Genomic DNA, 26,153 nt, shown 5'->3' with positions numbered 1-26,153 from the left:
ACGCACTCATGCCATGGAATTACAAACCCTGAACGGCCTCAACTCCGCGCTTACTGACGATCCGGCGCGGCCCATAGGCAAGCGTCAGGTCGCGGGCGGCAAGACCGGCGGTGCCCTGGTCAGTCATCGCGATGTCTCCACATAAGCCAGCCGAGGAATGGCGCGCCGATCAGGGCCGCGACGATCCCCGCCGGCACCTGCGCGGGCGCGATGACGCTGCGCCCTATCGTGTCGGCCAGCAGCAAAAGCGCGGCTCCGGTCACGGCGGCCATGGGCAAAAGATGGCGGTGCAGCGGACCTGCCAGCCGCCGGGCCAGATGCGGCGCGACAAGGCCGACAAATCCGATGGGGCCTGTCGCCGCCACGACCGCCCCGGCAAGGCCCGCGCAAATCGCCAGCATGGAGGCCCGCAGCTTCCCGGCCGGAAAGCCCAATGCCGATACCTGGCCATCCTGAAAGCCCAGCACATCCAGCCACCGCGCCAAGGTCAGCGTCAGGATTGCCAGGGGCGCAAGCCATGCAAGCAGCAGCGACAGTTTTTCCCACCGGCTGTCCTGTAGGCTGCCCGCCATCCAGATCATCGCCCTTTGCACCGTGGCGATATCGCCCAGCACCGCCAGAAACGAGGATATGCCGCCCGCAACCGCGCCAAGCGCAAGCCCGATCAGGATCATCCGCTGCGAGCGCATGCCGAAGCGCAGGCTCAGGATCTGGATCAGCGCGGCCATGATCAGCGCGCCGGCAAGCGCCGCCCATTGCAGCCATGCCGCCGCGAAATCGGGGAACAGGACCAGGATCGCCATCGCGGCCAGGGCCGCGCCGCCATTGATGCCGATCAGTCCCGGTTCGGCAAGGCTGTTGCGCATCGCGGCCTGCGCCAGCGCCCCGGCCAGGCCCAGGGCCGCCCCCGCCAGCAGCGCAAGCAAGGCGCGCGGCAGGCGCAGATCGCGGATGATGAAGCCGATATCGGGGGCAATGGCCGGATCGCCCATGATCGCGGGCAGGATCTGGCCCGGCGGGATCGGTCGCTCGCCCAGGGCCAGCGATATCAGGAAGAAGGCAAGCAGCGCCAGGCAGGCGAAGGCAAGCCTCATGCCAGGCGCCCGATCCGGCCGCGCGCCAGCGCCAGAAAGACCGGCCCGCCGATAAGCGCAAGCGCGATCCCGACGGGAACATCCCGGCCAAGCACGGCGCGCGGCAGCGTGTCGGCCAGCAGGACCGCCGCCGCCCCCGCCAGCATCGACAGGGGCAACAGCCGGGAAAACCGCGCGCCCGCGACCAGCCGCACCGCCTGCGGCACGATCAGCCCGACAAAGCCCACCGGCCCGGCCATCGCAACCGCCGCCGCCGCCATCAGCGCGGCAAGCGCGATGCCGATCCCCCACCACAGCGCCACTTGCACCCCCAGGCCGGCGGCGGTCTCGGGCCCCAGCCCGATCACGGCAAGCCTGGGCCGCAGGATCAGCGCGGCGCCCATGGCAAGGCCCAGCCAGGGCAGCGGCGCGGCAAGCCCGGCCATGCTTTGCCCGGCCAGCGATCCGGCGGTCCATTGCCGCACCGCGTCCAGCGTGGCCGCATCGAAGATCAGCAGGGCCGCCGTGGCCGAGGCGAGAAAGCTTGCGATCACCACGCCCGCCAGGGTCAGGCGCAGAGGGCTGGCGCCGCCCCTGCCGGCCGAGCCGAGCGCATGGACGGCCAGAGCCGCGAACCCGGCACCCAGAAAGGCGACGGGAACCATCGCGCCCCGGCTGGCCGTGGGCACGAACGTCACCAGCAGAACCACCGCCAGCGCGGCCCCCGCGTTGATCCCCAGCAGGCCCGGATCCGCCAGCGGATTGCGGGTCAGCATCTGCAAGATCGCCCCCGCCCCCGCAAGCCCCGCACCCACCGCCAGCGCGGCCAGGACCCTGGGCAGGCGGACGGTGGTGATCAGCAATGTCTCGCGGCTGTCGTCGCCGCCATGGATCAGCGCCGAGAGCACGTCGCCCGGACCGATCCCGGCCGAGCCTATGCCCAGGGCCCAGAACGCCATCAGCGGCAAAAGCAGCAGCAGCGGCAGAAGAAGCAGGGCGCGTCTCATGGATGGCCGATCACCAATCGTTCGACATCGTTCAGAACCCGATGCGCCGATCCGATCCCGGAGAACTCCATCCACAGTCCCGGATCCAGTGGAAAGACCTGCCCCGCGCGGACGGCGGGCAGCATCCGCCACAGCGGGTTCCGGCTGACTTCGTTCCAGCGACCGCCCTCGGCGGAGCCGTTGGAGCCGCCGATGATGTAAAGAAGCCGATCGCCGTCAAGGCCCGCCATCTGTTCCCAATCGGGGCGCTTCAGGCCGGTCGGGTCGCTTTGGCGCTCATAGGCGCTGCGCCGGACGCCAAGCTCGTGCAGCAGCGCGAACGGGGCCCAGGCGTCGGGCGCATCCAGATAGACCTGAAAATCCCAGGGGGTGATGCGGATGATCGAAACGGTGGTCTTGGGCATCCTTGCGCGCAGATCGGCGATGCGCGTGTCAAGCGGGGCCATCAGCGCGGCAAGGTCGGCCTCGCGCCCGGCGATCCGGGCCATGGCGCGATAATAGGCGCGCCAGTCCTGGGGCGTCACCAGAACGGTAGGCGCGATGCGGGTCAGCATCGGCAGATGGCTTTCGGCCATGGCGCTGCCGATGATCAGATCGGGCCGGCTCGACACAACCGCCTCCATCGAGGGCTCAAGCACGAAGCCGATGTTCTGGATGCCCTTCGCCTCGGCCTGGGCCTTCAATATCGGGTCGCTCATCCCGGTCAGGGGGGCCGCGACGACGGGAAGGCCCATTTCCAGCGACATGCCCAGCGAAAAGGTCGGGTCGATCACCAGAATGCGCCGGGGATCGGCTGGGATGCAAAGTGGCGCGCCGATGTAATCCGGCCCGTCCAGAATCCTGCCCGCGCAATCCCCGGCCCGCGCCGCGCCGGCAAGCAGGAAGGCATGAAGCAGAATGGCGATCAGACCGCGCATGGATTTCTCCGCGAAGGGAAGGACGAACCGGCGCCCTGGGAACCCCAGGGTGCCAGAAAGGCGCAGGATGGCATCTTAGAACCTGTAACCGACCCGCAGACCCACCTCGCGCCGGTCCCCCAGCGTGGCCACCACGCCCGGACCCGCCTCATAGACATCATACTCCTTGTCGAAGAGGTTGGTCGCATAGGCGGTCAGCCGGACCTGCTCCCACTGATAGCCGAATTCGGCATCGACCGTGGTGTATGAGGACAGATCGACCGGCCGGGCCGTGCCTTGTTCCAGCCGCGACATCGAACGGCCGGTGTATTTCGCCGAAGCCGCTCCGAAGAACCCGTTCGCGCCGGTCCAGCGCAAGCCCAGGGCGATGCTCTGCTCGGGTGCGTTGGGAAAGGGCAGGCCGGAATAGTCACCATAGCCCGCGATGTCGAAATCCTTGAACTTGGTTTTCAGCAACCCGACCGAGGAATACAGGCTTAGTTCCTCCGTCGCCGCCCAGGCGATTTCCAATTCCGCGCCATGGCTTTCCGACTTGCCGGCATTGGCGATGTAGCTGTCGCCGCCGGGGTTCGCCGGATCGACCAGGACCTCGACCTGCTGATCGCGCCAGTCCTGCCAGAAGACATTGGCCGCCACCGTCAGCCGGTCCTCAAGGAAGCTGCCGCGCCAGGCCAGTTCCAGGTTCCTGGCATATTCCGGGTCGTAATCGTATCTGGCGCCGCTTGCCGCCATGATCGCCGATCCGCCGGGACGATAGCCCTTCTGATAGATCAGCGAAAGCGTCTGGCCATCGGCGAAGGCATATTCCAGGCCCAGCTTCGGCAGGAAGACCGTATCCTCGAATTTCGAACGGTCGTCGGCGGTCACCATGCCATCGCTGGAAACCCAGGCCATCTGCTTCTGGCTGATCCAGTCGACGCGGCCGCCGCCGATCACGCTCCATCCCGGAGTGAATTCCCAGGTCGCCTCGCCGAACAGCGCGATATTGGTGATATCCGCCTCGTTGCGGCTTTCGTCAAAGGAAAAGAGCTGGCTCTTGCGCCAGGCATCGTTGTCCGAGCGGCCGGCGTAAAGCCCGGCCACCCATTTCAGCCCGGCCCCGTCCTCATAGTTCAGGCGGACCTCTTGCGAGATGGTTTTCTGGGTGAACTGGCCGCTGGTCGTGAAGAATTCGCCTGCGGTTCCGTGGTTGATGGAATCCCGGTCGGTGACCGAGCGCGAGATACCCGTCAGGGCGGAAAGCGTCAGGTTCCCGCTTAGCTCATGGGTCACCTCGATGCCGAAATTGTCGACGGTGGTGTCGCGCATCTCTTGAAAGACCGGAGCCTCGCCGACGATGGCGGCATAGAAATCCGGTGTCAGCGCCCCCCACAGATCGCCGCGCCGCGCCCCATAGCCCGGCGCGCCCGTGGCCCAAAGCGGCCCGCCCACGTCGTTATAGGTGGGGCTGTCATAGCTGTGGGCATAGCTGAACAGAACGCGGGTCGCCTCGTCCCCGGTGGGCAGCCACAGCAGCTTGGCGCGCAGGGCGTAGTAATCATCGGTGACGAAATCGTCGTAGTTTTTGAAACGTTTGTAAGAGCGGTAGTCAAGATCGCTGTCTTTTTCCGACCATTCGGCACTGACGCGATAGGCCAGATCGGTGCCCAGGGCATCGCCGAAGGCCAGGCCCGCCCGGCGGTGATTGTCCGAGCCATAGCTCAGCATCGCCTCGCCCGACCGGGCGAATTCGGGATCCCTGGTGCGCAGATACATCGCGCCGGCCAGGGCCGCGCGCCCCGACAGGGTGGATTGCGGGCCGCGATAGACCTCGACCTGTTCGACATCGAAGAAATTGCGGGTTCCGCGACGCACTGCGTTGACGGTCTGCTGCACCCCGTCGATGTAAAGCGAGGCAAGCGGCGCCCCGGCCGCGCCCGGCACCAGCCCCTCGGAGTTGATGCCCCGGATGATGAAGCCGCTTTCCAGCCAGTCGCCCGCGGCGACGTTGCCCATCTGGCGAAAGGCGTCCTTCACCGTGGCGGGCACCGGCGCGGCCGCGGGCTCTGCCGTGACGACCGCCACGCTGCTGCGGCTTTCACCCAGGGCGGCGGTGGTGCGATCCCCGTAAAGCACGATGGGTTCCAGAACGACGCCCTCGGCTTCCGCCGCGCCCCGCTCCGCCCTGTCCGTGATCGTCACCACCCCCGGAGCGGCGAAGGTGAAGCTTAGCCCCGTGCCGCGCAGCAAGGTCGCCAGCGCCGCCTCGGGCGGGGCCGGGGCCTTCAGCCCGGGCGAGGTCCTGCCGGCCGCCAATGTCGGGTCATAGGCCAGTTGCAGCCCCGCCCGCCGTCCATAGGCCGCAAGGGCCGGGCCGAGCGGCCCCGGCGGAATGCTGTCATAGCCCGCCTCTTGCGCCATGGCGCGGCCGCCGCCCGCAAGACTGCCGCCCGCAAGACTGCCACCCAATGCCGTCGTGGCCAGCAGCATCGCGGCCAGGACCCGCCCGGTCGTGCCGGTGCCTTTGTCGTTCATACCAGTCTCCTCATCGGAATTCAGCGAGGACTGGCTGCTCACGGATGCAATGGCTGCCTCGGTAAGCTTTACGAACGGCGTAAGGAGTTTTTCACCCCCGCCGCCGGATTTTTTTCGCGACTGTCAAAGCGCGGTGATCACCACCAGCCAGGGAGAGATCCGATACAGGCCCGCGCCATGCGGGCTGACGGCGGCCAGCAAGGCATCGCGCGGGCGGTCCATGTCGAACACCCCGCTGACCAGCTTTGCCCCCAGGCCCGGATCGGCGATCACCACCCGTCCGGGCAACCAGCGCGCGATACGGGCAACCACGGCCGAAAGCGGCTCGGCCTCGACGACGATCAGCCCGTCGCGCCAGCCGGACGCCTCGCTGGCGGTCAGTCCGACCTTGCGGATGATGCGCCCGCTTTCCTCCAGTTCCAGCCAGTCACCGGCTGTCAGTTCCGTTCCGGCATCCGCGCCGGTAAGGATCCGGGCCTGGCCCCGATCCAGCGCCAGCGACAGGCGCCCGCGTTCATGCGACAGGCTCAGTTCCCCGGCCGCGCTTTCGATCCGGGCGCGGCCGCAGCGGAACTGAAGGGCCGGCGTCCCGGGTGCGACCGCGCACCAGATCATGCCGGACAGCAGCAGCACCTCTCGCCGGTCCGGCTGGATATCCACCGTGATCGCGGAATCCGGGCCAAGGCTGATCCGGCTGCCATCGGCAAGGGTGATGTCGCTGATTTCGGCGGTGGAGGTCAGATGATCCGCTTTGGCCGCCAGGAACATCCCTGGCCCGACAAGCCCCGCCCCGGCCGCAAGTCCCAGTCCGACGGCCCCCAGCCCAAGCGCCTTGCGGCGGCTTAGCCCGTTTTCCCCCGGTCGACGGGCCAGCAGGGATCCGGTCATGCCGTGGATCTCGGCAATCTCGGCCCAGGCTTTTTCATGGGCGGGACTGCGCGCGCGCCAGGCGGCCAGCGCCTCCAGCGCGGCGGCGTTGCGCGGATTGGCTTGCAGGCGGATCGCATGGGTCACGGCCGCATCGAAAAGGTTGTCGTCAGAGGGCGTGGGCATGGCTCAGCCGTCGTTCAGCGTCTGGCGGATGCGGCGATAGGCATCATGGATCAGCGCCCAGCCCCGGCTGGTCGAAACCCCAAGCTCGGCCGCGACCTCGGCTATCGTGTGCCCCTCGATCCGGTGCAGCTCGAAGGCGCGGCGCGTGCGCTGGGGCATTTCGGTCAGCGCCTTGGCGGTCAGTTCCAGCCGCTGGCGGTCGTAAACCCGCTGTTCGGCAAGCGGTGCCGGGTCGGCGACGGCCTCGACCTCGGCGGGCGGCAGCGCGGTCAGGGGCAGCACCTTCTCTCGCCGCCATTGGTCGATCATCAGGTTGCGCGCGATGCGCAGAAGCAGCGGCGCGGGATCGCGCCCGGCCTGCTGCTCGGGTGGGGTGCGGTCCCGGTCCAGCAGGCGCAGGAACACATCCTGGGTCAGATCCTCGGCCACATCCATTGCCATGCCCCGACGAACCAGAGAGCGGGTGACCCGCCGAGAGTGGCTGCGGAATAATGTTTGAATATCCCAGGTCACGCATCAAGGCCCGTGTTGCGATGAAAGCCATCCCACCAGAATGCGCCATGGGCAGACGCGATGCAACTTGGCCCGAGAATGACTGCAAGCGAAATGAAGGCCCGGCCGTTTCCGTCGCTCGGGAAATCCGCGGGCAGTCGCCGCAAATGCCTGCGCGCCGCCCGTGGCATCGCGCCCGCGGCCCTTCGGCAAAAGCCCCCGAGCCATGCCCAGGGGCCATCACGCCTTATGCCACGAACAGGGTGGGCCGGGTCAGCGTCTCGGGGCGCAGGATCGCGTCCAGCCGCTCTTTTGGCAGCAGGCCCTTTTCCAGCACCAGTTCATAGACGCCGCGCCCGGTCAAATGCGCCTCGGTCGCGACCTCGGTGGCGGCCGCGTAGCCGATATAGGGGTTCAGCGCGGTGACGATGCCGATCGAGCGGCGCACCGTTTCCTTCAGCACCTCGCGGTTGGCGGTGATGCCCTCGACGCAGTTCGTCTGCAAGGTGGCGCAGCCCGCGACCAGGTGATCGACCGAGCGGAACAGCGAATAGGCGATCACCGGCTCGAAGGCATTCAGTTGCAACTGCCCGCCCTCGGCCGCCATGGTGATGGTCATGTCGTTGCCGATCACCTCGAAGCAGATCTGGTTCATCACCTCGGGGATGACCGGATTGACCTTGCCCGGCATGATCGAGGAACCCGCCTGCCGCGCGGGCAGGTTGATCTCGTTGAAGCCGGCGCGCGGGCCTGACGACAGCAGCCGCAGGTCGTTGCAGGTCTTGGACAGCTTGACCGCCACCCGCTTCAGCACGCCCGAGACCTGCACGAAGCAGCCGCAATCCTGCGTCGCCTCGATCAGGTCGAAGGCGGTGACGACCGGGATCACGGTGATCTCGGCCAGGCGCGCGCGCACCCGCTCGGCATATTCGGGATGGGCGGTGATGCCGGTGCCGATGGCGGTGGCGCCCAGGTTGATCTCGCAGAGCAGGGCCGAGACCTCGGCCAGCCGCGCCTCGTCCTCGCCCAGCATGACGGCATAGGTGGTGAATTCCTGGCCCAGCGTCATCGGCACGGCCTCTTGCAACTGGGTGCGGCCCATCTTCAGGATGTCGGCGAATTCGACCGCCTTGACCTCGAAGGCGCCGCGCAGGCTGGACAGCGCGCCGATCAGCTTCTGAATGCCCTTCCACGAGGCCAGCCGCAGCGCCGTCGGATAGACATCGTTGGTCGACTGGCTCATGTTCACATGCTCGTTCGGGTGCAGGAACTGATACTGGCCCTTCTGGTGGCCCATGATTTCCAGCGCGCGGTTGGCGATGACCTCGTTGGCGTTCATATTGGTCGAGGTGCCGGCGCCGCCCTGGATCTGATCGACCACGAACTGATCGTGCAGCTTGCCCGCGCGGATTTCCTCGCAGGCGGCGACGATGGCGTCGCGGCGCTCGGGCGAAAGCAGGCCCAGATCGGCATTGGCAAGCGCCGCCGCCTGCTTGATCGCGGCCAGCGAGCGGACCAGTTCGGGGATATCGCCGATGCGCCGTCCCGAGATCGGGAAATTCTCGACCGCGCGCAGGGTGTGGACGCCCCAATAGGCGTCGGCGGGCACGTCGCGGTCGCCAAGCAGGTCATGTTCGACGCGGATCTGGTTCATGTCATTCCTCTGGGGCATAAAGGCGGGGCCGGCGGCGCACGGATCGCCCGCTGTCGCGCAACGCTTTGGGTTCGGACGGTTTTTGCCGTCCCGTGGCGCAGATCTAGGCCCGGCGGCGCGTGAATGCCAATGCCAATCCCGGCATGGTTATTCGGGTTTCGCATAACCTTCGCCCAGTTCGCGCGCGGCCTGCCAGACCCGGCCGGTGATGCCGCGTCCGCGCGCCGCATTGCGGTAAAGCCGGATCTGCATCGGCAGTTCGGGGGCCACCACCTCAAGCCGGCCCGAGGCGATCTCGGCCTCGACCAGCAGGCGGGGCAGCCAGACCATGCCATGGCCCGCGACCGCCATGCTTTTCATCGCCTCGGCCATGCTCGCCTCGTCGGTATGGGCGGTATAGACCTGCGGCGCGCCGGGCTGGGCCAGGGCGATGCGGGCCATCGCGTTCAGAAAGCTGCCGCGCGAATATTTCAGCATCGGCATGCCCTCGGTCAGCCATTCGGGCGGCCAGCCGGGCCGGGCGACGGCGACCAGGCTGTCGGCGCCCACGACCAGATGCGGATAGGCCGCCGGGTCCAGCGGGATGTTCACCTGCGGATGGGCATAGGTCAGGAAGAAGTCGTAGCCGCCTTCGGCCAGCGCCTCGATGCAGCGGTCGAAATTCTCGGGCTTGACGCGGCTGGTCATCTGTCCCGCCGTCGCCTTCAGCCGCATCAGCCAGCCGGGCAGGAAGGTCACGGTCAGGCTGTGCAGCGCGACAAAGGAAATCTCGCCGCCGCGCGCGCGGGCATGGTCGCGGAACTCGGCGCGGCGGGCCTGGATCATGCGCACGGCCTCTTCGGCGGTTTCGCGGAAGGCCATGCCCTCGGGGGTCAGGCGCACCGGATAGCTTTCGCGGGACAGAAGGTCGGTGCCCAGCCATTCCTCAAGCGCGCGGATGCGGCGCGAGAAGGCGCTTTGCGTCACCCCGCGCAGTTCCGCCGCGCGCGAGAAGCTATGCGTCTCGGCCAGGGTCAGGAAGTCTTCCAGCCATTTGAAGTCCATCGGCCCCTCCCTTTCCGCCAAGGCTTACCCCAGCCGCCCCGCCGCCGGAAGCCGCTTGCGGGGGCGGCGGGCTTTTCGCGCAGGGGCTGTCATGACATCGCGTATTCAGGATGCCATCGCCGCCGCGCCGGTCCAGCCATCCCGACGGCCTGGCCAAGCCACGGGCCGCGCCGCCGATTCAGGCCGGCACCTTCGCCCCCGAGGCAAGGGGCGGCCCTATAGCTCGGTCCAGTTCTGCTCGACCACCGCCTCCATCGAGACATAGCTGGTCGTGCCCTGGATATGGGGCAGGGCCGAGATCCGCTCGGCCATGATCCGGCGGAAATCGGCCATGTCCTGCGAACGCACCTTCAGAAGATAGTCAAAGCCGCCCGCGATCAGATAGCATTCCTCGATCTGGGGGATGGCGCGCACGGCGGCGTTGAACTGCTCCAGCGTCCTTTGCCGGGTGTCCGACAGCCGCAATTCCACATAGGTCACATGGGTCAGCCCCAGCTTCAGCGGCGACAGGATCGCGCGGTAGCCGGTGATCAGCCCCGCCTGCTCCATCTGCCGGATGCGTAGCGCCACCGGCGTCTTCGACAACCCGACCTTGCGCGCCAGTTCAGTGATTGGAATCCGGGCATTGGCGACCAGTTCGCGCAGGATCTTGATGTTGGTCGCGTCCAGGATGTCGTTCATGGACCATAAACTCGCGAATATATGTTTCAATCGCCTGGCAAAATGGCATGAATTGGTCACACCGTCCATTCCTACCCAGGTAATGAGCCGCTACGCCACAGGAGAAGATGATGCCCCCCGTTGCCCCCATTGCCTATGATCAGCTTGGTCTTGCCACCAAATACCAGCCCGAGCAGGAGCTGTCGCAGCGCCTGGTCGCCGAGACCGCGCTGACGCCCGAGGCCCGCGCCGCCATCACCGCGCGCGGCGCCGATCTGGTGCGCCGCATCCGCGCCGAGGCCAAGCCCAGCCTGATGGAGCATTTCCTGTCCGAATACGGGTTGTCGACGCGCGAAGGGGTGGCGCTGATGTGCCTGGCCGAGGCGATGCTGCGCGTCCCCGACCGTCATACCATCGACGCGCTGATCGAGGATAAGATCGCCCCCTCGGACTGGGGCCGGCACCTGGGCGAGGCGTCCTCGTCACTGGTGAACGCCTCGACCTGGGCCCTGATGCTGACGGGCAAGGTCCTGGACGACGATCAGGGCGGCATCGCGGGCACGCTGCGCGGCGCGCTCAAGCGGCTGGGCGAGCCGGTGATCCGCACCGCCGTCGGCCGCGCCATGAAAGAGATGGGCCGCCAGTTCGTCCTGGGCGAGACCATCGAGAAGGCGCTGGACCGTGCCCGCACCCGCGAGGCGCAGGGCTTTACCTACAGCTACGACATGCTGGGCGAGGCGGCGATGACCGGCGCCGATGCCGCGCGCTATGCCCGCGACTACGAAAAGGCCATCGCCGCGATCGCGAAGGCTTGCGACAAGGGCTCGGTGCAGATGAATCCGGGCATCTCGATCAAGCTCTCGGCGCTGCATCCGCGCTATGAGGTGGCGCAGGAACCGCGCGTGCTGGCCGAACTGGTGCCGGTTGTGCTGAAGCTTGCCCGCGCCGCCAAGGCCGCCGGCATGGGCATGAACATCGACGCCGAGGAACAGGACCGGCTGGTCCTGTCGATGAAGGTGATCGAGGCGGTGATGTCGGATCCCTCGCTGGCCGGCTGGGACGGGTTCGGCGTGGTCGTGCAGGCTTACGGCAAGCGCGCCGGGCTGGTCATCGACTGGCTTTACGGACTGGCCTCGGGTCTTGACCGCAGGATCATGGTCCGCCTGGTCAAGGGCGCCTATTGGGACAGCGAGATCAAGCGCGCCCAGGTCGAGGGCCTGCCGGGATTCGCGCTGTTCACCAGCAAGGTCGCCACCGATGTCAGCTATATCGCCAATGCGCGCAAGCTGATCGGATATGCGGACCGCATCTATCCGCAATTCGCCACCCACAACGCCCAGACCGTCGCCGCCGTCCTTGAGATGGTGGACGAGGCCGGCGGCATCTCGTTCGAGTTCCAGCGCCTGCATGGCATGGGCGAGCGGCTGCATGACATCGTGCTGCGCGAAAGCAACGGGCGCTGCCGCATCTATGCGCCGGTCGGCGCGCATCGCGACCTGCTGGCCTATCTGGTCCGCCGCCTGCTGGAAAACGGCGCGAATTCCAGCTTCGTGAACCAGATCGTGGACGAATCGATCCCGCCCGAGGAAGTGGCCGCCGATCCCATCGCGTTGCTGGATGGCGCGCGGGCACCCGCGGGTCTGGTCCAGCCGCAGGCGCTGTTCGGCGCGCAGCGGCAGAACTCGCGCGGCTTCGATCTCAGCGATACCGGGCTGCTGGCGCGGATCGAGGACGCGCGCGGCGGCCCGCTGCCCGATGCCGCGCCGCTGACCGTATCGGCACCCACGGGTGCGACGCTTGCCGTGGTGAACCCCGCGACCGGCGAGACGGTCGCCCATGTGACCGAGGCCGATGCCGAGACCGCCGCCCGCGCCATCGCGGACGCCCGGATCTGGGACGCCCCCCCGGCCGAGCGCGCCCGCATCCTGCGCGCCGCCGCCGATCTCTACGAGGAAAACTTCGGTCCGATCTTCGCGGCCCTGGCGCGCGAGGCGGGCAAGACCCTGCCCGATGCGGTGGGCGAATTGCGCGAGGCGGTGGATTTCCTGCGCTATTACGCCGCCGAGGGCGAGGCGACGCGCCACGCGCCGCGTGGCTTGATCGTGGCGATCAGCCCCTGGAACTTCCCGCTGGCGATCTTCACCGGCCAGATCGCCGCCGCGCTGATGGCGGGGAACGCGGTCCTGGCCAAGCCCGCCGAACAGACGCCGCTGATCGCCGCCATCGCGGTGCGGCTGCTGTACCAGGCGGGGGTTCCGGCCAGCGCGCTGCAACTTCTGCCGGGGCAGGGCGGCACGGTCGGCGCCGCGCTGACCTCGGATGCGCGGGTGAACGGGGTGGTCTTCACCGGCTCGACCGACACGGCGCGCATCATCGCCCGCGCCATGGCCCGGCATATGCAGCCGGGCACGCCCCTGATCGCCGAGACCGGCGGGCTGAACGCGATGATCGTCGACTCGACGGCGCTGCCCGAACAGGCGGTGCGCGATATCGTGGCCTCGTCCTTCCGCTCGGCCGGGCAACGCTGCTCGGCGCTGCGCTGCCTTTATGTGCAAGAGGACATCGCCCCGCATCTGATCGAGATGATCCAGGGCGCCATGGACGAGCTGGTCGTGGGCGACCCCTGGGCGCTTGCAACCGATGTCGGCCCGGTGATCGACGCCGAGGCGCGCGACGGCATCCTGGACTATCTGCGCCAGAACCAGAAGCGCGTGGCCTATGCGGTGGCGGCGCCCCAGGCGGGCACCTTCGTGCCGCCGACGCTGCTGAAGGTGGGCGGGATCGACGATCTTTCGCATGAGATCTTCGGCCCGGTCCTGCATGTCGCGACCTTCCGCTCGGGCCAGCTTGACCGGGTGATCCAGGCGATCAACGCGCGCGGCTACGGGCTGACCTTCGGCCTGCACACGCGGATCGACAGCCGCGTGCAAGAGGTCACGGACGCGATCCATGCGGGCAATATCTATGTCAACCGCAACCAGATCGGCGCGGTCGTGGGCAGCCAGCCCTTTGGCGGCGAGGGGCTTTCCGGCACTGGTCCCAAGGCGGGCGGGCCGCTTTACCTGGGCCGCTTCTATGCGCCGCGCCTGCCCGAGGACGCGCTGCCCCATGCCGTCCTGCCCGCCAGCGACATCGTAAGTGACCTCAAGGGCCTGGCCCCGGCGCCCGTGGCCGAGATCGCGCACCGCCTGATGCCCGGCCCGACCGGCGAGATGAACCGCCTGACGCTTCTGAACCGCGCCCCGGTCCTGTGCCTGGGCCCGGGCGAGAGCGCCCGCGCGGCCCAGATCAGCGCCGTGCGCGCCCTGGGCGGCACGGCCATCGCCGCGCCCGAGACCCTGGCGCCCGAGACGCTTTCGGCGGCGCGGGGCTTCTCGGCGGTGCTGTGGTGGGGCGATGTCGAGACCGGGCGCGGCCTTGCCCAGGCGCTGGCCTCGGGCCAGACCGAACTGCGCCCGCTGATCACCGCCATGCCCGACCAGGCCCATGTCGCGCATGAGCGCCATCTGTGCGTGGACACCACCGCGGCCGGCGGCAACGCCGCGCTGCTGGCGGGCTAGGGCGCGACACTTTCCGGCAGGCCCGCCAATGCGCGGGCCTGCCGGTCCAGGAAGGGAAAATTGCGCGCCACCGCCGCGTCGATCGCCTCGGGCTGCATCAGGACCATGTTGCGGCGCCTGATCATCATCGGGGTGAAATCCGTGTCGTTCGTGCCGTTGTTGGTGACCAGCGCCAGCCGGCCCGGAATGGTGATGCTGGTAAAACGCTGCGCCAGACCGAAATGCCCGAAATCGAACACGCAGCGCGTCGGATGGCGCAGCGCCGCCCCGGCGCTGAAAAACGCCACCGGCCAGTCATAGATCCCGGCTGTCGGACCGGCCAGCTTGCAATACATCACCCCGCGCATGCTGGCGGCAAAGGCCAGGCCGCTTTTCATCATCCCCGCGGTATTGCGCCGCATCCGCTCGATGAAGTCGACGCATAGGCAATCGTCGTCGTCCAGCCGGCACTGCAATACCTGACCCAGGCGCAGGCCCAGTTCGGCAAAGACCGCGCCCTGCGCCTCCGAAACCGAGGTGATCGGGAAAAACCGCAACACCACCTGCGGCACCCTGGCGCAGATCGCCTCCAGCCGGGCGCGATCCCGGCGGCATCAACTCCGAGGCCAGCACCAGAAAGCGGAAATCCTGGTCGGTCTGCGCCCGCATCGAGGCCAGCGTCAGATGCTCGAAGCTCCGCAGCCGCGCCTCCATCCGCTCGGGCGCGAACAACAGCGCCGCCTGCTCCAGCGCGATCCGCTCGATCTCCTCCTCGGGCCTGTCCTGATAGGCTTTCCAGTCGCCCCGTCCCAGCAGGGAAAAGCGGCAGATTCCGACGATGTCCATTGCGTCTCACTCTCGTTTCCCGGGGCGGCACGATCCGCATCGCATCCGCCCTTCTTTCTTGTCCAAATATCCCGGGGTCCGGGGCAGAGCCCCGGTCCAGACATCGCGGGCCCCGCGCGACCGGCGTGCTTTGCGATCTTCGCCTTGCCATCCGCCCATGTGCAAGGCAGGCATGGCATGTTCGAACAGTCAGGCGACAATGTCCACAGCCACCCCCGCCACCCATGCGCTGACCCGCGCCGCCATCGCCTTCCAGGTGCTGGAATATGCCTATGCCCCCGGCCAGGACCGCGTCGGGCTGCAAGCCGCCGAGGCCATCGGCATGCCGCCGGGACAAGTCCTGAAAACGCTGATGGTCGAGGTCGACGGCAAGCCGGCCTGCGCGGCGATCCCCTCGGACCGCACATTGTCGATGAAACGCGTCGCCGCGGCCTTCGGCGGCAAGGCCGCGCGGATGATGCCGCCCGACAAGGCCGAGCGGCTGACCGGCTATCATACCGGCGGCATCAGCCCCTTTGGCCAGAAACGCCGCGTGCCGACCGCCTTTCAGGCCGATGCGCTGACGGCGCCGCTGATCGTCCTGAACGGCGGCAGGCGCGGGCTGATGCTGCGGCTGGCGCCCGCTGACGCGGTCGAGGCGGCGGGGGCGATCCGCGCCATGCTCTGCGCCGACTAGCGCGATCCTTCGCCGCCATGCCACGGCGGGGGGCGCCTTTCCCCGCTGCGCGTTTTCCCGTATCCGCCCGTCCCGCCCCGCGCTAGGATTGGAGGCGGGCCATCGGCGAAGGCGACAGGAGCGGCATGAAGATCATCATCTGTGGGGCGGGGCAGGTCGGCTGGCACATCGCCCGCCACCTTTCGGGCGAGCGTAACGATGTCACCATCGTCGATACCGATGCCGAACTGATCCGCCGCGCCACCGACGCGCTGGATGTCCAGGGCGTCACCGGCTTCGCCAGCCATCCCGATGTGCTGGACCGGGCCGGCGCGCGCGATTGCGACCTGATCATCGCCGCCACCCATTCGGACGAGGTGAACATGGTCACCTGCCAGGTCGCGCATTCGGTCTTCCAGGTGCCGCGCAAGATCGCGCGGCTGCGCAGCTCGGCCTATCTGGATGCGATCTGGTCGGATCTTTACCGCACCGACCACCTGCCCATCGATGTGGTCATCAGCCCCGAGCGCGAGGTGGCGCGGGCGGCGCTGCAACGGCTCTCGGCACCCTCGACCTTCGATGCGGAAACCTTCCTGGACCGGAAGCTGCATCTTCTGGGCATTCTGCTGGATGCCGACAGCCCGGTGCTGAATACGCCCCTGCGCCAACTGGACGAGATGTTTCCCAGCCTTTCGGCGCTGGTGGCGGGGGTGCGCCGCGCGGGCAAGCTGTTCGCGCCCGAGCCGGGCGACCAGCTGTTCGAGGGCGACCAGATCTATGTCTTCACCCGGACCGAGGACGTGCCGCGCACGCTTGAGGTCTTCGGCAAGCCCGCCGAGCGGCAAAGCAGCATTGTCATCATCGGCGCGGGAAATGTGGGCCTGGCCGTCGCCCAGGCGCTGGAGGCCCGCCCCGAGCGCGTGCGTGTGCGCCTGATCGAGAAAAGCCGCGCCCGTGCCGAGGACGCGGCCGACGCGCTGAAGCGGACCATCGTGCTGAACGGCGACGGGCTTTCCGCCGAATTGCTGGAAGAGGCCGCCGTGCCCCGCGCCGACGCGGTTCTGGCGATCACGGATGACGACAAGACCAACATCCTGGCCGCCGTGCGCGCCAAGCAGGCGGGGGCGAAGCTTGCGATCTCGCTGATCAACGATCCCACGCTGATGTCGCTGATGGACCCGCTGGGCATCGACGCCTTCATCAATCCGCGCGCCTCGACGGTCTCGACCATCCTGCGCCATATCCGGCGCGGGCGGGTGCGCGACATCTATTCCATCGGCGACGCCGAGGCCGAAGTGATCGAGGCGCAGGTGCTTTCGACCTCGCCCCTGGCCGGGCGGCCCATCCGCGACATCGAATTCCCCGAGGGCGTGCTTCTGGGCGCGGTCCAGAAAGGCGGGCGCGTGATCAAGCCGGTGGGCGACCTGCGCATCGAAGAGGGCGATATCGTGGTGATCTTCGCCCTGGCCTCCGACATTCCCGAGGTCGAGGGCCTGCTTCAGGTCTCGATCGACTTTTTCTGATGCGGATGCTGGTGCGCCTGCCGCTGCTCGTGATCCTGGCCGGCTTCGTGTCGCTGGCCATGGCGGTGCCGGGGCTTTACGCCCATGCGCTGGACCAGCACCATGTCGGCGCGATCTTTCTGGGCTGCGCCGGGATCTTCCTGATCCTCAGCGTGCTGCTGGCCCTTGCGACGGCGGGCAAGCCGGAAAGCGCCGGGCCGCGCAGCGTGCTTCTGACCATGCTGGGGGCGATGGTGGGCCTGCCGGGCGTCATGGCCACGCCCTTCCTTTTGTCGCTGCCCGATACCGGCTTCTTCAACGCCTGGTGGGAGATGGTCTCGTGCCTGACCACCACCGGCGCCTCGCTTTACGACACGCAAAGGCTGGCCGACCCGCTGAACCTCTGGCGTGGGCTGGTGGGCTGGATGGGGGGGCTTTTCATGCTGATCGCGGCCACCTCGCTTCTGGCGCCCCTGCGCGTCGGCGGGTTCGAGATCCTGGCCTCGCCCTATGGCCGCAATGAGCGGTTCGAGCGGCTGCCGGGCTCGGCCCGGTCGTCAGGCATGGTCACGCATCTTTCGCTGCCCTCGCTGCAAAGCGATATGGTCGATCCGGTGCATCGCGTGGTGCGGGCCTTCCAGCAGGTCTTTCCGCTTTACGCGGGGCTGACGCTTCTGATGTGGGTGCTGCTGTTGATGCTGGGGGATGTAGGGCTTGTGGCGCTGACCCGCGCCATGGGCACGCTTTCGACCAGCGGGATCGGTCCGGGGCCGGGTCCCGCCGGCCAGCAAAGCGGTATCCTGGGCGAAATGGTGATCTTCCTCTTTCTGCTTCCGGCGCTTTCGCGGCGCTTTTGGCCCGGCGGAGGAGAGCTTCAGGCCACGGCGGGCTGGATCGGCGATCCAGAATTGCGGCTGGCGGCCGGGGTGGTGCTGGTGATTTCGGCCGCGCTGTTCCTGCGCCATTTCATCGCGGCGATCGGGGTGGCGCCGGGCGGCGCGCGGGGCGCGCTGGCCACGCTCGACAGTGCGGCTTCGGCGGGCTGGGGCGGGGTCTTCAACGCGCTTTCCTATCTGACGACGACGGGCTGGAACTCGGTCGAATGGCAGGGCGCGCGGAACTGGTCGGGGATCAGTTCGACAGGGCTGATGCTGGCGGGGCTGGCGATGATGGGCGGCGGTGTCGCCACGACGGCGGGGGGCGTCAAGCTGCTGCGCGTCTATGCCCTGGCTCGGCATTCCCAGCGCGAGCTGGAAAAGATCGTGCATCCGAACTCGATCGGGGGCGGCGGGCTGATGGCGCGGCGGCTGCGGGGCGAGGGGGCCTATCTGGCCTTCATCTTCTTCATGCTCTTCGCCAGTTCCATCGCGGTGGTGGTGATGCTCGTCTCGCTGCAGCAGATCGAGTTCGATTCGGCGACGATCCTGTCGATTTCGGCGCTGACGAATACCGGCCAGCTTGCCGGGGTGATTCCCACCACGCCCACTTTCCAGGGCAGCGCGGGCATGGCCGGCGCCCCGTGGGAGGGCTGGGCGGGCCTGCCCGCGCTGACCAAGGGCGTGCTCGCGGGCGCGATGATCGTCGGCCGCGTCGAGACGCTGGCTATCCTGGCGCTGCTTTCGCCAGAATATTGGCGTCGCTAGCGGCTTTGTCACAGTGGCGCGGGCCTTGGGGATGATTGGCTTGCAAGCGCCCGTGGCCTCGCCTAAGTCTTGAAAACCCGAGATAAGAACAAGGTGCTTGCAATGGCCGGCGATAAACAGAATCTCCAGGATGCTTTTCTGAATCATGTCCGCAAGGGCAAGGTTCCGGTCACGATCTTTCTTATCAATGGCGTGAAGCTTCAGGGCGTGATCACCTGGTTCGATAATTTCTGTGTGCTGCTGCGCCGGGACGGCCAGTCGCAACTGGTCTACAAGCACGCGATCTCTACCATCATGCCGGGGCAACCCATCAGCCTTTACGATGGCGAGGATTGATTGGCCGAACCGTCGGAAACGCGCGAACGCCCGACGCGCGCCTATGTGATCCATCCCGATCTGGGTAATTCTCGCACCCGCCGCTCGCCCGAGCTGGCGCTGGAAGAGGCCGTGGCACTGGCCCATGCCCTGCCCGCGATCGATGTCACGGGCGCCGAGGTCGCGCGGCTGCGCAAGCCCGATGCCGGCATGCTGCTCTCCAAGGGCAAGCGCGAGGAAATCGGCCAGCACCTGGCCGCCGTCGCCGGGGGCGAGGGGGCCGAACTGGTGCTGATCGACGGGCCGGTCACGCCGGTCCAGCAGCGCAACCTGGAAAAGGAATGGGGCGTCAAGATCCTGGACCGGACCGGGCTGATCCTGGAGATCTTCGCCGACCGTGCCCAGACGCGCGAGGGGGTGTTGCAGGTGGAACTGGCCGCGCTTGCCTATCAGCGCACGCGGCTGGTGCGCGCCTGGACACACCTCGAACGCCAGCGCGGTGGATTCGGCTTTGTCGGCGGTCCGGGCGAAACCCAGATCGAAGCCGACCGCCGCGCCATCGACGAACAGGTGATCCGCCTGCGCCGCCAGCTTGAGCGCGTGGTCAAGACCCGCGAACTGCACCGCAAGGCCCGCGCCAAGGTGCCCTATCCGATCGTGGCTCTGGTCGGCTATACGAACGCGGGAAAATCCACGCTCTTCAACCTGCTGACCGGGGCTGAGGTCATGGCCAGGGACCAGCTTTTCGCGACGCTGGACCCGACCATGCGCCAGATGGTGCTGCCGGGCGGGCGGCGGGTGATCCTGTCCGATACGGTCGGCTTCATCAGCGATCTGCCGCATGAACTGGTCGCGGCCTTCCGCGCCACGCTGGAAGAAGTGCTGGCGGCCGATCTGATCCTGCATGTGCGCGACATCTCTCACCCCGAGACCGAGGAACAGGCCGGAGACGTGGGCGAGATCCTCGAAAGCCTGGGGGTCGAGGATGACGTGCCCCTGATCGAGGTCTGGAACAAGATCGACGCGCTTACCCCCGAGACCCGCGCCGCCCTGCGCCGCACGGATGCGCGCACCGAGGGCGTGCAGGCGATCTCGGCCCTGTCGGGCGAGGGGCTGGAAGATCTTCTGGCCGCCGTCGAGACCCGCCTGGCCGAAGCCCTGGACGAGCCGCTGGTCGAAGCCCAACTGCTGCTGCCGCTCCATGATGGCCGCCGCCGCGCCTGGCTGCATCAAGCCGGGGTGGTGCGATCCGAGAGCACCGGCGAGGATGGCATCCGCCTGACCCTGCGCTGGACCGCGCGCCAGCAGGCGGCCTTCGAGGCGCTCTGAAGCGCGGGCGTCGCCGGGAAAAAGCCGCAGCCCGCCTTCTTCGTTTTCCAAATACCCATGCGGCGGTGCCGGTGGCGTTGTCCTTTGGGTATTTTGGAAACGAAGAAAGCCGATGGAGCGCGCCCTGACCGACGGCTGCTCGGGTGGCGCGGTTTTCGGGGTATGCGGGGCCGCGAAGGGCATCGGCCGCTTTGGGGGCGGCCGATCCTGGGTCACGCGGGCAGGGCCGCGAGTTCCTGCGCCCAGGGCGGGTCGGCGCCGGGGCGCGAGACGGTGATCGCCGCCGCGCGGGTGCCCATGGTCAGGGCTTGGGCCAGAGTCCTGGAGGTGAGGGCGGCGATGCCGTCGCGGGTCAGGGCGCCGCTTTGATGCAGCGCGGCGAGAAAGCCCGCGTTGAACGTATCGCCGGCACCGATCGTGTCGGCGACCTCGACGCGGGTGGCGGGGGCCTTGACCGGATCGCCTTGCCGCCAATGGGCGGTCGCGCCCTCGGCGCCGCCGGTTTGCAGCACGAGTTTCGCGCCCTGTGCAAGGATGCGTTCGGCGGCTTCGGCGAAGCTTTGTCCGGGGGCCAGCCATTCCAGGTCGTCCGCCGAGAGTTTGACGATATCCGCCTGAGCCAGCAGGCGGTCCAGGCGGGCGCGATAGGCTTCGGCGTCCTGGATGAAGAAGGGCCGGATATTCGGGTCGATCATCACCGGCATGCGGGGGCGCAGGCGCCGGACCAGTTCCTCGACCGCGCTGCCGCAGGGATCGGGGACCAGGCTGATGCCGCCCACGAAGAGGGCGCCGACCTCATCGGGGATGGGGGGCAGGTCCTCGGGGGCGAGCATGCGGCCGGCCGAGCCTTCGTCATAGAAGGAATAGCGCGCCTCGCCGCCGATCAGGGTGACGAAGGCCAGCGTGGTCGGCCTGTCCGAGCGCGGGCAGAGATCGGTGTTCACCGCCGCCTCGGCCAGGGGGCGCAGGAGCTGTTCGCCGAAAGGATCGCGCGAGATTGGCCAGAGATAGCCGGTCGGCGCGCCCAGGCGGCCGAGCGCGATCGCGGTATTGTAGACGGCGCCGCCGGACAGGGGGCGGAAGGCCCCCGCCTCTGGCACCATGTCGATCAAGGATTCGCCCGCGCAAAGGATCATCTTCGTCCCCTCCCTTTATGGTCCGTGGCCGTTTTGATAGCGGTAGCCGTCGCGGATGGAAATATCCGGCATGATGTCGCTGCCCCCGAAGCTGACATTCACCCCGTCATGCAGCCAGACGAAGAGCGCGGCCAGCGCCAGGGCCAGGAGCACAGCCAGCGCGATTTTCCAGACCGACCAGGGCCGTTCCCCTTGGACCCGGCCCGACTGGCCATTGACCACGAATCGGTAGCTCTTGCCGTTATAGCGATATGCCGCGGTCCAGACCGGCAGCAGGATATGCTTGAAGGTCTCGGCATCGTGGCGGGTCTGGATGGACGAGATCTGTTGTTCGTTGCCGCCGATGGCCCGGCGCACGTCCATGGCGATCACCCCGGCCATTTCCTGGCGCGCGATGTCATGGCCCGAGGAGAGCGGGATGGTGTAGCCCTCGGCCAGGAAACCGGCCAGGAAGGCGGGCTGATAGGGCATCAGGTGCGACAGGTCCCAGGGCGTCAGCCCATCCGTGATCCGGCGCGGCAGAGAACTGGAGGCCAGCACGAGCACATCGTTGAAAACGCGTGCGACCTGGCCCTGCACCGGGGTCCAGCGGGTGCGGCGGACCTGCTCGGCCACCTGCTGGCGCTGGCCGTTGATCTCGCGCGTGACCCAGACGGTTTCGAAATACCAATCCCCCCGCGCGCCGGCATAGGCCGAGCGCGTCGCCGCGTCGAAGGTCCAGAAGGGGGAATAGACCCCGCTGAGCCGCTTGCCCCGGCGGGCATAGGCCGTCAGCCCCGAGGGCGCGAACCACAGCCCCTTGAGCCAGCTTTCCAGCGCCGCCCTGGCCTGGTCCTGGGTGATCACGAAAGGCAGCACGCCCTGCGGCTTGATCTGGCGCGTGGTGCCGGTATCGGTCACCACGGGCGTGGCGCAGAAGGGGCAGGCCGAGGCGTGCCGGGTGTCGGTGATCTCGACCTTGGCGCCGCAGTTCGGGCAGGAGAGGGTGCGCAGCGTCTCGGTCAGGTCGCTGTCGCGGTCGAGGCGCAGGCCCTGTTCCAGCGGCAGTTCGACCAGTTCGGGCGCCTTGTGGCTGGCATCCCATTGCAACGCCCGCCCCGTGGCGGGATCTTGCAGGATGGCGCGTTCGCCCCAGGGGCCGTCCTTTTGCTGGCGCGAGGGGGCGCGGGCGGCGCCGGGGCCGATCTGTTGCGCATGGCCGCAATAGGGACAGACCAGGCTTTGCTGGCCGGGAGAGAATTCCAGGCTCGCGCCGCAATTCTCGCAGGGATAGCGATATTCCGAGGGGGGCGTCGGCATGGCGCCCTGCCTATTGCCCCGGCGGAAGCGGCGGCGGAGGGGGCGGCGGCGCGACGGTGAAGAGCTGGGCCAGCTCGGCGATTTCCTCGGCTGGTTTCCAGCCGTCCTGTCCGGGCGTCCAGACCAGCGTATCGCGGGCGAAGCCGCCCTGCGCCGCCAGGCGGCCCAGATGCGCGCGTCCGTAGGGGCCTTGGGCCGCGCCGTTCACCGCGATATGCCAGAGCGTCTCGGGATGAAGCGGCGGGGGCACCGCCGCCGCCGGGGCCTGCTGTTGTTGCGGCATCGCGCCCCAGGGGCCGCGCTGCTGGGCCATGGCGGCGCCCAGCCCCGCGCCCAGCCCCGCGCCGATTCCGGCGCCCATGCCGCCCGCCTGGTTCGAGGCGTTCAGCATCGCCTCGGCGGCGGCATATTGGCCGAAGCGGTCCAGGTCGCCCACGATCCCCATCGAGGTGCGCTTGTCGAGCATCCTCTCGACCTCGTCGGGCAGGCTGATGTTCTCGATATAGAATTCGGGGATGCTCAGCCCGTATCCGGCAATGGTCGGGGCGATGGCCTTGGCGACCAGCCCGCCGAGTTGGCCGGTATTCGCCGCCATGTCCAGGACAGGGATGCCCGAACCCGCGATCATGCGCGAAAACTCTTGCACGATGATATTGCGCAGTTGGAAGGCGATCTCGTCGCGGGTGAATTCGCCGTCGGTGCCGACGATCTCGGTCATGAACTTGCCCGGATCGGTCACGCGCATCGAATAGGTGCCGAAGGCGCGGATGCGGACCGGGCCGAATTCGGGATCCCGCGCTATCACGGGGTTCTTGGTGCCCCATTTCAGGTCGTTGAAACGGGTGGTGTTGACGAAATAGATCTCGGACTTGAAGGGGCTGCGGAAGCCGTGATCCCAATGCTGTATCCGGGTCAGGACCGGCATGTTGTTCGTTTCCAGCATATACAGGCCGGGCTGGAACACGTCCGCCAACTGCCCCTCATGGATGAAGACGGCCGCCTGCCCTTCGCGCACGGTAAGCTTGGCGCCGTATTTGATCGCGCGGCCCACGGTCGGGAAGCGATAGACCATCGTGTCGCGCGAATCGTCCACCCATTCGATGATGTCGATGAATTCGCCGCCCAGAATGTCGAAGATGCCCATGACCCGCTGTCCCTCGCAAAAAACGCTTGTGCCGATAGTGCCGCAGGCGGGGGGCGCGTCAAGCCGAAAGGCCGATGCCCCGCCTTGGGCTTTAGCTTTGCGCGGCCAGCAATTCGCGGGCGATCTGAAGGACGATGGGGCGGGACTCGGCCTCGGTCATGCCGGGATGCAGGCGCGGATCGTAGAGGATCTTCAGCAAAAGCTCGTCATGCGGGGTCAGCGAGGCGAATTCCTCGTCGTCGTTGAAGATCGACGGGCGGACCAGGCGGCTGTCATTGGCCAGCCCCATGCCCTGGGCCAATTCCTCATGCACGCAGGATAGCCGCAGCCGCTGCGGCGTTTCCGAGCGGATCAGCGCCACCGCATGGGCATAGGTCGAGGCGCTGCCGCGCGAATAGGCGAAGACCGTGCAATAGTTCTGGGGCGAGAGATGCACCAGCGCGTTCACGTCGCTGGGCGGGATGCCGGGCACCAGCGCGGCCAGCCGCTCGGCCATGTCGTGGCGCTCGTCCTCGGACAGGATCAGGATGGTGAAGTTGCCGTCCCCCGCGCCGAGCGAGACCGGATGCCCCGTGGCCGCTTGCAGCCGCGCCGCATAGGCGGCGATGTCGGCGCGGTCGCGGCTGCGTTGGGCGGGCGCGACCGAGGCGCCGAATTCGATCCGCATCCGCACCGGATTGACCCAGCGCCGCAGCGGGGCCGGGATCGAGTTGGCGATCAACTCGCCGTTCTGGCGGGTATATTCGTCATGCAGCGCGACCAGCACGAAATCATCGGCCAGCCGTTCGGGCGTCATCGCGATCTCGGTCCCGCCATCGGTGCGCATCAGGCCGCGCCCGATCAGGGATTTCTCGACCCCTTGCAGATAGGCGCGCATCTGGCGGCTGGCCGGGGTATCGGCGGCGGTCTGGGCGGCCAACCGCGCCTCGCGCGCGCTGGCGGCCCGGTCGCGGCGAAGCGCGGCCTGGCGGATGTCGCTGGGCCGGGGCCGGGGCGCGGCCGCGCCGATCACCTCCTCGGGTGGGGCGCTGTCGACCTTGGGCGCGCCGTCGCAGCCGGCCAGCAGCGCGATGCAGGCCAGCGCCAGCAAGGGGGCGGTCGGGCGCGAGGACGGGAAGGCGAGGGCGGTCACGATGGGGTCTGGCCTTTTTGGCTGGCGCTGGCCGAGGACAGGGTGCGGCGCAGTTCGCCCTCCATCTGGCGCAGTTCCTCTTCGGCGGCCGCGCGGCGGGCCTTGCCCTCGTCGGCGATGCGCAGGCTGTCCTCGATGGTGGCGACCAGTTCGGCATTGGCGGCGCGCACCGAGGCGATGTCGAAGACGCCCCGCTCGACCTGGGTGCGGATGGTGGCGTTCGCATCGCGCAGGTTCCGGGCATTCGCGGTCAGAAGGTCGTTGGTCAGGTCGTTGGCCTGTTTGACCGCCGCCGCCGCCTCGGCGCCGCGGCGGATGGTGACGGCCTGGGCAAGCTGGGTTTCCCACAGGGGGACGGTATTGACCAGCGTAGAATTAATCTTGGTGATCAGTGACTTGTCGTTTTCCTGAACGAGCCGGATCGAGGGCAGGGATTGCATCGTCACCTGCCGGGTCAGTTTCAGGTCATGCACCCGCCGCTCCAGATCGTCGCGGCCCGCGCGCAGGTCGCGAAGCTCTTGCGCGGCCATCACCTTGTCCGGCTCGGGGGCGGCCTGCATCGCGGCCTCGCGCGCGGGAACCTCGTCGTGGTCGATCTGGGCAAGCTTTTCCTCGCCCGCCGCGATATAGAGGCCCAGTTCATCGTAGAAGGCCAGCGTGCGGTCGTAAAGCAGATCCAGCGAGCGGATGTCCTTCAAAAGCCGGTGCTGGTGCTGGTCCAGTTCCGAGGTGATGCGGTCGATCTGGCCTTGGACCTGTTCGTAATTCGCCACGAATTTCGCGAAGGGCGCGGCGCGGCCGGTCAGACGCTCGAACCAGCTTCTGTCCCGGCGCGTGTCCAGTTCCGAAAGCGAGAAGCCCCGGATCGTGGTCACGATCTCGCGCAGGGATTCGCCCGCGGGGCCCACGTCCTTGTTCTTCACGTCCGCCAGCATGGCCTGGCTGATCTCTTGCAATTCGTTCTGGGCGCGGGCGCCGAAATGGATGATCGAGCCGCTGTCGCGGATGTCGATCTCGGCCATGCGGCGGAGGATCTCGTCCGCGACCTCGGGGCGGGCGGCGGCCAGGTCGGGCTGCGCGGGCGGCGGCTCGGGCAGGGCCACGGCGGTCACGTCCCGGATCTCGGCCATGGCGGCCTTGGCGCTGGCCTGGGTCTTGTCGGTCATGCGGTCGTCCTTCGCTGGTTCAGGACCAAGCGC

General features: G+C 67.9%; 21 protein-coding genes and 1 pseudogene. 6 read left to right on the top strand and 16 right to left on the bottom strand.

Annotation, left to right across the window (positions count from 1 at the left end):
- Positions 1–119: 119 nt before the first annotated feature.
- From QM682_RS07435 to QM682_RS07395, 9 genes are all read right to left on the bottom strand, one after another.
- Positions 120–1,094: a FecCD family ABC transporter permease gene (locus QM682_RS07435; protein ID WP_415128307.1), complete on the bottom strand. Its 975-nt coding sequence runs from the start codon at positions 1,092–1,094 to the stop codon at positions 120–122.
- A complete protein-coding gene (locus QM682_RS07430) occupies positions 1,091–2,080 on the bottom strand; it encodes a FecCD family ABC transporter permease (protein ID WP_415128305.1) in 990 nt (329 codons plus the stop codon). The genes QM682_RS07435 and QM682_RS07430 overlap by 4 nt, the downstream gene beginning before the upstream one ends.
- On the bottom strand, positions 2,077–2,997 hold the full coding sequence (locus QM682_RS07425) for an iron-siderophore ABC transporter substrate-binding protein (RefSeq protein WP_415128303.1): 921 nt from the start codon (positions 2,995–2,997) through the stop codon (positions 2,077–2,079). Before QM682_RS07425 ends, QM682_RS07430 begins: the two co-directional genes overlap by 4 nt.
- 75 nt (positions 2,998–3,072) lie before the next feature.
- On the bottom strand, positions 3,073–5,511 hold the full coding sequence (locus QM682_RS07420) for a TonB-dependent receptor domain-containing protein (protein WP_415128302.1): 2,439 nt from the start codon (positions 5,509–5,511) through the stop codon (positions 3,073–3,075).
- Positions 5,512–5,634: 123 nt separating this feature from the next.
- Positions 5,635–6,564: a FecR family protein gene (locus QM682_RS07415; protein ID WP_415128301.1), complete on the bottom strand. Its 930-nt coding sequence runs from the start codon at positions 6,562–6,564 to the stop codon at positions 5,635–5,637.
- Between the two features lie 3 nt (positions 6,565–6,567).
- On the bottom strand, positions 6,568–7,077 hold the full coding sequence (locus QM682_RS07410) for an RNA polymerase sigma factor (protein WP_415128300.1): 510 nt from the start codon (positions 7,075–7,077) through the stop codon (positions 6,568–6,570).
- 226 nt (positions 7,078–7,303) lie between these two features.
- Positions 7,304–8,710, bottom strand: a complete 1,407-nt coding sequence (gene aspA / locus QM682_RS07405) for an aspartate ammonia-lyase (protein WP_415128299.1) — start codon at positions 8,708–8,710, stop codon at positions 7,304–7,306.
- Positions 8,711–8,857: 147 nt separating this feature from the next.
- Entirely contained in the window at positions 8,858–9,754 is an 897-nt protein-coding gene (locus QM682_RS07400; RefSeq protein ID WP_415128298.1) for a LysR family transcriptional regulator, read from the bottom strand.
- 216 nt (positions 9,755–9,970) lie between these two features.
- Positions 9,971–10,435 carry an Lrp/AsnC family transcriptional regulator gene (locus tag QM682_RS07395; protein ID WP_415128297.1) on the bottom strand — a complete coding sequence of 155 codons (465 nt, stop codon included), beginning with the start codon at positions 10,433–10,435 and terminating at the stop codon, positions 9,971–9,973.
- A gap of 110 nt (positions 10,436–10,545) precedes the next feature.
- On the opposite strand from QM682_RS07395, the gene putA reads away from it, so the two are divergent.
- Positions 10,546–13,974 (top strand): bifunctional proline dehydrogenase/L-glutamate gamma-semialdehyde dehydrogenase PutA, encoded by a 3,429-nt coding sequence (gene putA / locus QM682_RS07390; protein WP_415128296.1) that lies wholly within the window; start codon positions 10,546–10,548, stop codon positions 13,972–13,974.
- Here putA and QM682_RS07385 read toward each other — a convergent pair.
- A complete protein-coding gene (locus QM682_RS07385; RefSeq protein WP_415128319.1) occupies positions 13,971–14,546 on the bottom strand; it encodes a glycosyltransferase in 576 nt (191 codons plus the stop codon). The genes putA and QM682_RS07385 overlap by 4 nt on opposite strands.
- A gap of 25 nt (positions 14,547–14,571) precedes the next feature.
- A pseudogene (locus QM682_RS07380) lies at positions 14,572–14,799 on the bottom strand (glycosyltransferase); the annotation flags it as partial.
- 199 nt (positions 14,800–14,998) lie between these two features.
- Here QM682_RS07380 and QM682_RS07375 point away from each other — a divergent pair.
- The 5 genes from QM682_RS07375 (at position 14,999) to hflX (ending at position 20,243) form a co-directional block, all read left to right on the top strand.
- Entirely contained in the window at positions 14,999–15,475 is a 477-nt protein-coding gene (locus QM682_RS07375; RefSeq protein ID WP_415128295.1) for an aminoacyl-tRNA deacylase, read from the top strand.
- Between the two features lie 125 nt (positions 15,476–15,600).
- Complete coding sequence (gene trkA / locus QM682_RS07370; RefSeq protein ID WP_415128294.1) at positions 15,601–16,977, top strand: Trk system potassium transporter TrkA; 1,377 nt, start codon at positions 15,601–15,603, stop codon at positions 16,975–16,977.
- The gene (locus QM682_RS07365) at positions 16,977–18,599 is read left to right on the top strand and encodes a potassium transporter TrkG (RefSeq protein WP_415128293.1); all 1,623 of its coding nucleotides are present in this window, start codon (positions 16,977–16,979) and stop codon (positions 18,597–18,599) included. The genes trkA and QM682_RS07365 overlap by 1 nt, the downstream gene beginning before the upstream one ends.
- A gap of 102 nt (positions 18,600–18,701) precedes the next feature.
- Positions 18,702–18,935: an RNA chaperone Hfq gene (gene hfq, locus QM682_RS07360; RefSeq protein ID WP_017999735.1), complete on the top strand. Its 234-nt coding sequence runs from the start codon at positions 18,702–18,704 to the stop codon at positions 18,933–18,935.
- Positions 18,936–20,243 (top strand): GTPase HflX, encoded by a 1,308-nt coding sequence (hflX, locus tag QM682_RS07355; protein ID WP_415128292.1) that lies wholly within the window; start codon positions 18,936–18,938, stop codon positions 20,241–20,243.
- Between the two features lie 212 nt (positions 20,244–20,455).
- Here the strand turns inward: hflX and QM682_RS07350 are convergent, their stop codons facing one another.
- The 5 genes from QM682_RS07350 to QM682_RS07330 all read right to left on the bottom strand — a co-directional run bounded on the left by QM682_RS07350 (position 20,456) and on the right by QM682_RS07330 (position 26,120).
- On the bottom strand, positions 20,456–21,379 hold the full coding sequence (locus QM682_RS07350; RefSeq protein ID WP_415128291.1) for a carbohydrate kinase family protein: 924 nt from the start codon (positions 21,377–21,379) through the stop codon (positions 20,456–20,458).
- Between the two features lie 15 nt (positions 21,380–21,394).
- Complete coding sequence (locus QM682_RS07345; RefSeq protein WP_415128290.1) at positions 21,395–22,678, bottom strand: zinc ribbon domain-containing protein; 1,284 nt, start codon at positions 22,676–22,678, stop codon at positions 21,395–21,397.
- Between the two features lie 10 nt (positions 22,679–22,688).
- Positions 22,689–23,822, bottom strand: coding sequence for an SPFH domain-containing protein (locus QM682_RS07340; RefSeq protein ID WP_415128289.1), 1,134 nt, complete (start codon positions 23,820–23,822; stop codon positions 22,689–22,691).
- A 91-nt stretch (positions 23,823–23,913) separates the two neighbouring features.
- A complete protein-coding gene (locus QM682_RS07335; protein WP_415128288.1) occupies positions 23,914–24,954 on the bottom strand; it encodes a DUF2927 domain-containing protein in 1,041 nt (346 codons plus the stop codon).
- Positions 24,951–26,120 (bottom strand): toxic anion resistance protein, encoded by a 1,170-nt coding sequence (locus tag QM682_RS07330; protein WP_415128287.1) that lies wholly within the window; start codon positions 26,118–26,120, stop codon positions 24,951–24,953. The genes QM682_RS07335 and QM682_RS07330 overlap by 4 nt, the downstream gene beginning before the upstream one ends.
- Between the last annotated feature and the right edge of the window lie 33 nt (positions 26,121–26,153).

It is taken from the genome of Paracoccus sp. (in: a-proteobacteria), assembly GCF_047605025.1.
GTDB lineage: Bacteria > Pseudomonadota > Alphaproteobacteria > Rhodobacterales > Rhodobacteraceae > Paracoccus.
The sequence above is the reverse complement of the archived record's forward strand: the minus strand, read 5'-3'. Positions and strand labels throughout refer to the sequence as shown.

Bases quoted from the DNA above. Each gene is read 5' to 3' on its own strand.
- QM682_RS07425 (WP_415128303.1), bottom strand. From the start codon at position 2,997: ATGCGCGGTCTGATCGCCATTCTGCTTCATGCCTTCCTGCTTGCCGGC.
- QM682_RS07415 (WP_415128301.1), bottom strand. From the start codon at position 6,564: ATGCCCACGCCCTCTGACGACAACCTTTTCGATGCGGCCGTGACCCAT.
- aspA (WP_415128299.1), bottom strand. From the start codon at position 8,710: ATGAACCAGATCCGCGTCGAACATGACCTGCTTGGCGACCGCGACGTG.
- QM682_RS07345 (WP_415128290.1), bottom strand. From the start codon at position 22,678: ATGCCGACGCCCCCCTCGGAATATCGCTATCCCTGCGAGAATTGCGGC.
- QM682_RS07420 (WP_415128302.1), bottom strand. From the start codon at position 5,511: ATGAACGACAAAGGCACCGGCACGACCGGGCGGGTCCTGGCCGCGATG.
- putA (WP_415128296.1), top strand. From the start codon at position 10,546: ATGCCCCCCGTTGCCCCCATTGCCTATGATCAGCTTGGTCTTGCCACC.
- trkA (WP_415128294.1), top strand. From the start codon at position 15,601: ATGAAGATCATCATCTGTGGGGCGGGGCAGGTCGGCTGGCACATCGCC.
- QM682_RS07395 (WP_415128297.1), bottom strand. From the start codon at position 10,435: ATGAACGACATCCTGGACGCGACCAACATCAAGATCCTGCGCGAACTG.
- QM682_RS07430 (WP_415128305.1), bottom strand. From the start codon at position 2,080: ATGAGACGCGCCCTGCTTCTTCTGCCGCTGCTGCTGCTTTTGCCGCTG.
- QM682_RS07375 (WP_415128295.1), top strand. From the start codon at position 14,999: ATGTCCACAGCCACCCCCGCCACCCATGCGCTGACCCGCGCCGCCATC.
- QM682_RS07350 (WP_415128291.1), bottom strand. From the start codon at position 21,379: ATGATCCTTTGCGCGGGCGAATCCTTGATCGACATGGTGCCAGAGGCG.
- QM682_RS07340 (WP_415128289.1), bottom strand. From the start codon at position 23,822: ATGGGCATCTTCGACATTCTGGGCGGCGAATTCATCGACATCATCGAA.
- hfq (WP_017999735.1), top strand. From the start codon at position 18,702: ATGGCCGGCGATAAACAGAATCTCCAGGATGCTTTTCTGAATCATGTC.
- QM682_RS07365 (WP_415128293.1), top strand. From the start codon at position 16,977: ATGCGGATGCTGGTGCGCCTGCCGCTGCTCGTGATCCTGGCCGGCTTC.
- QM682_RS07400 (WP_415128298.1), bottom strand. From the start codon at position 9,754: ATGGACTTCAAATGGCTGGAAGACTTCCTGACCCTGGCCGAGACGCAT.
- QM682_RS07435 (WP_415128307.1), bottom strand. From the start codon at position 1,094: ATGAGGCTTGCCTTCGCCTGCCTGGCGCTGCTTGCCTTCTTCCTGATA.
- QM682_RS07330 (WP_415128287.1), bottom strand. From the start codon at position 26,120: ATGACCGACAAGACCCAGGCCAGCGCCAAGGCCGCCATGGCCGAGATC.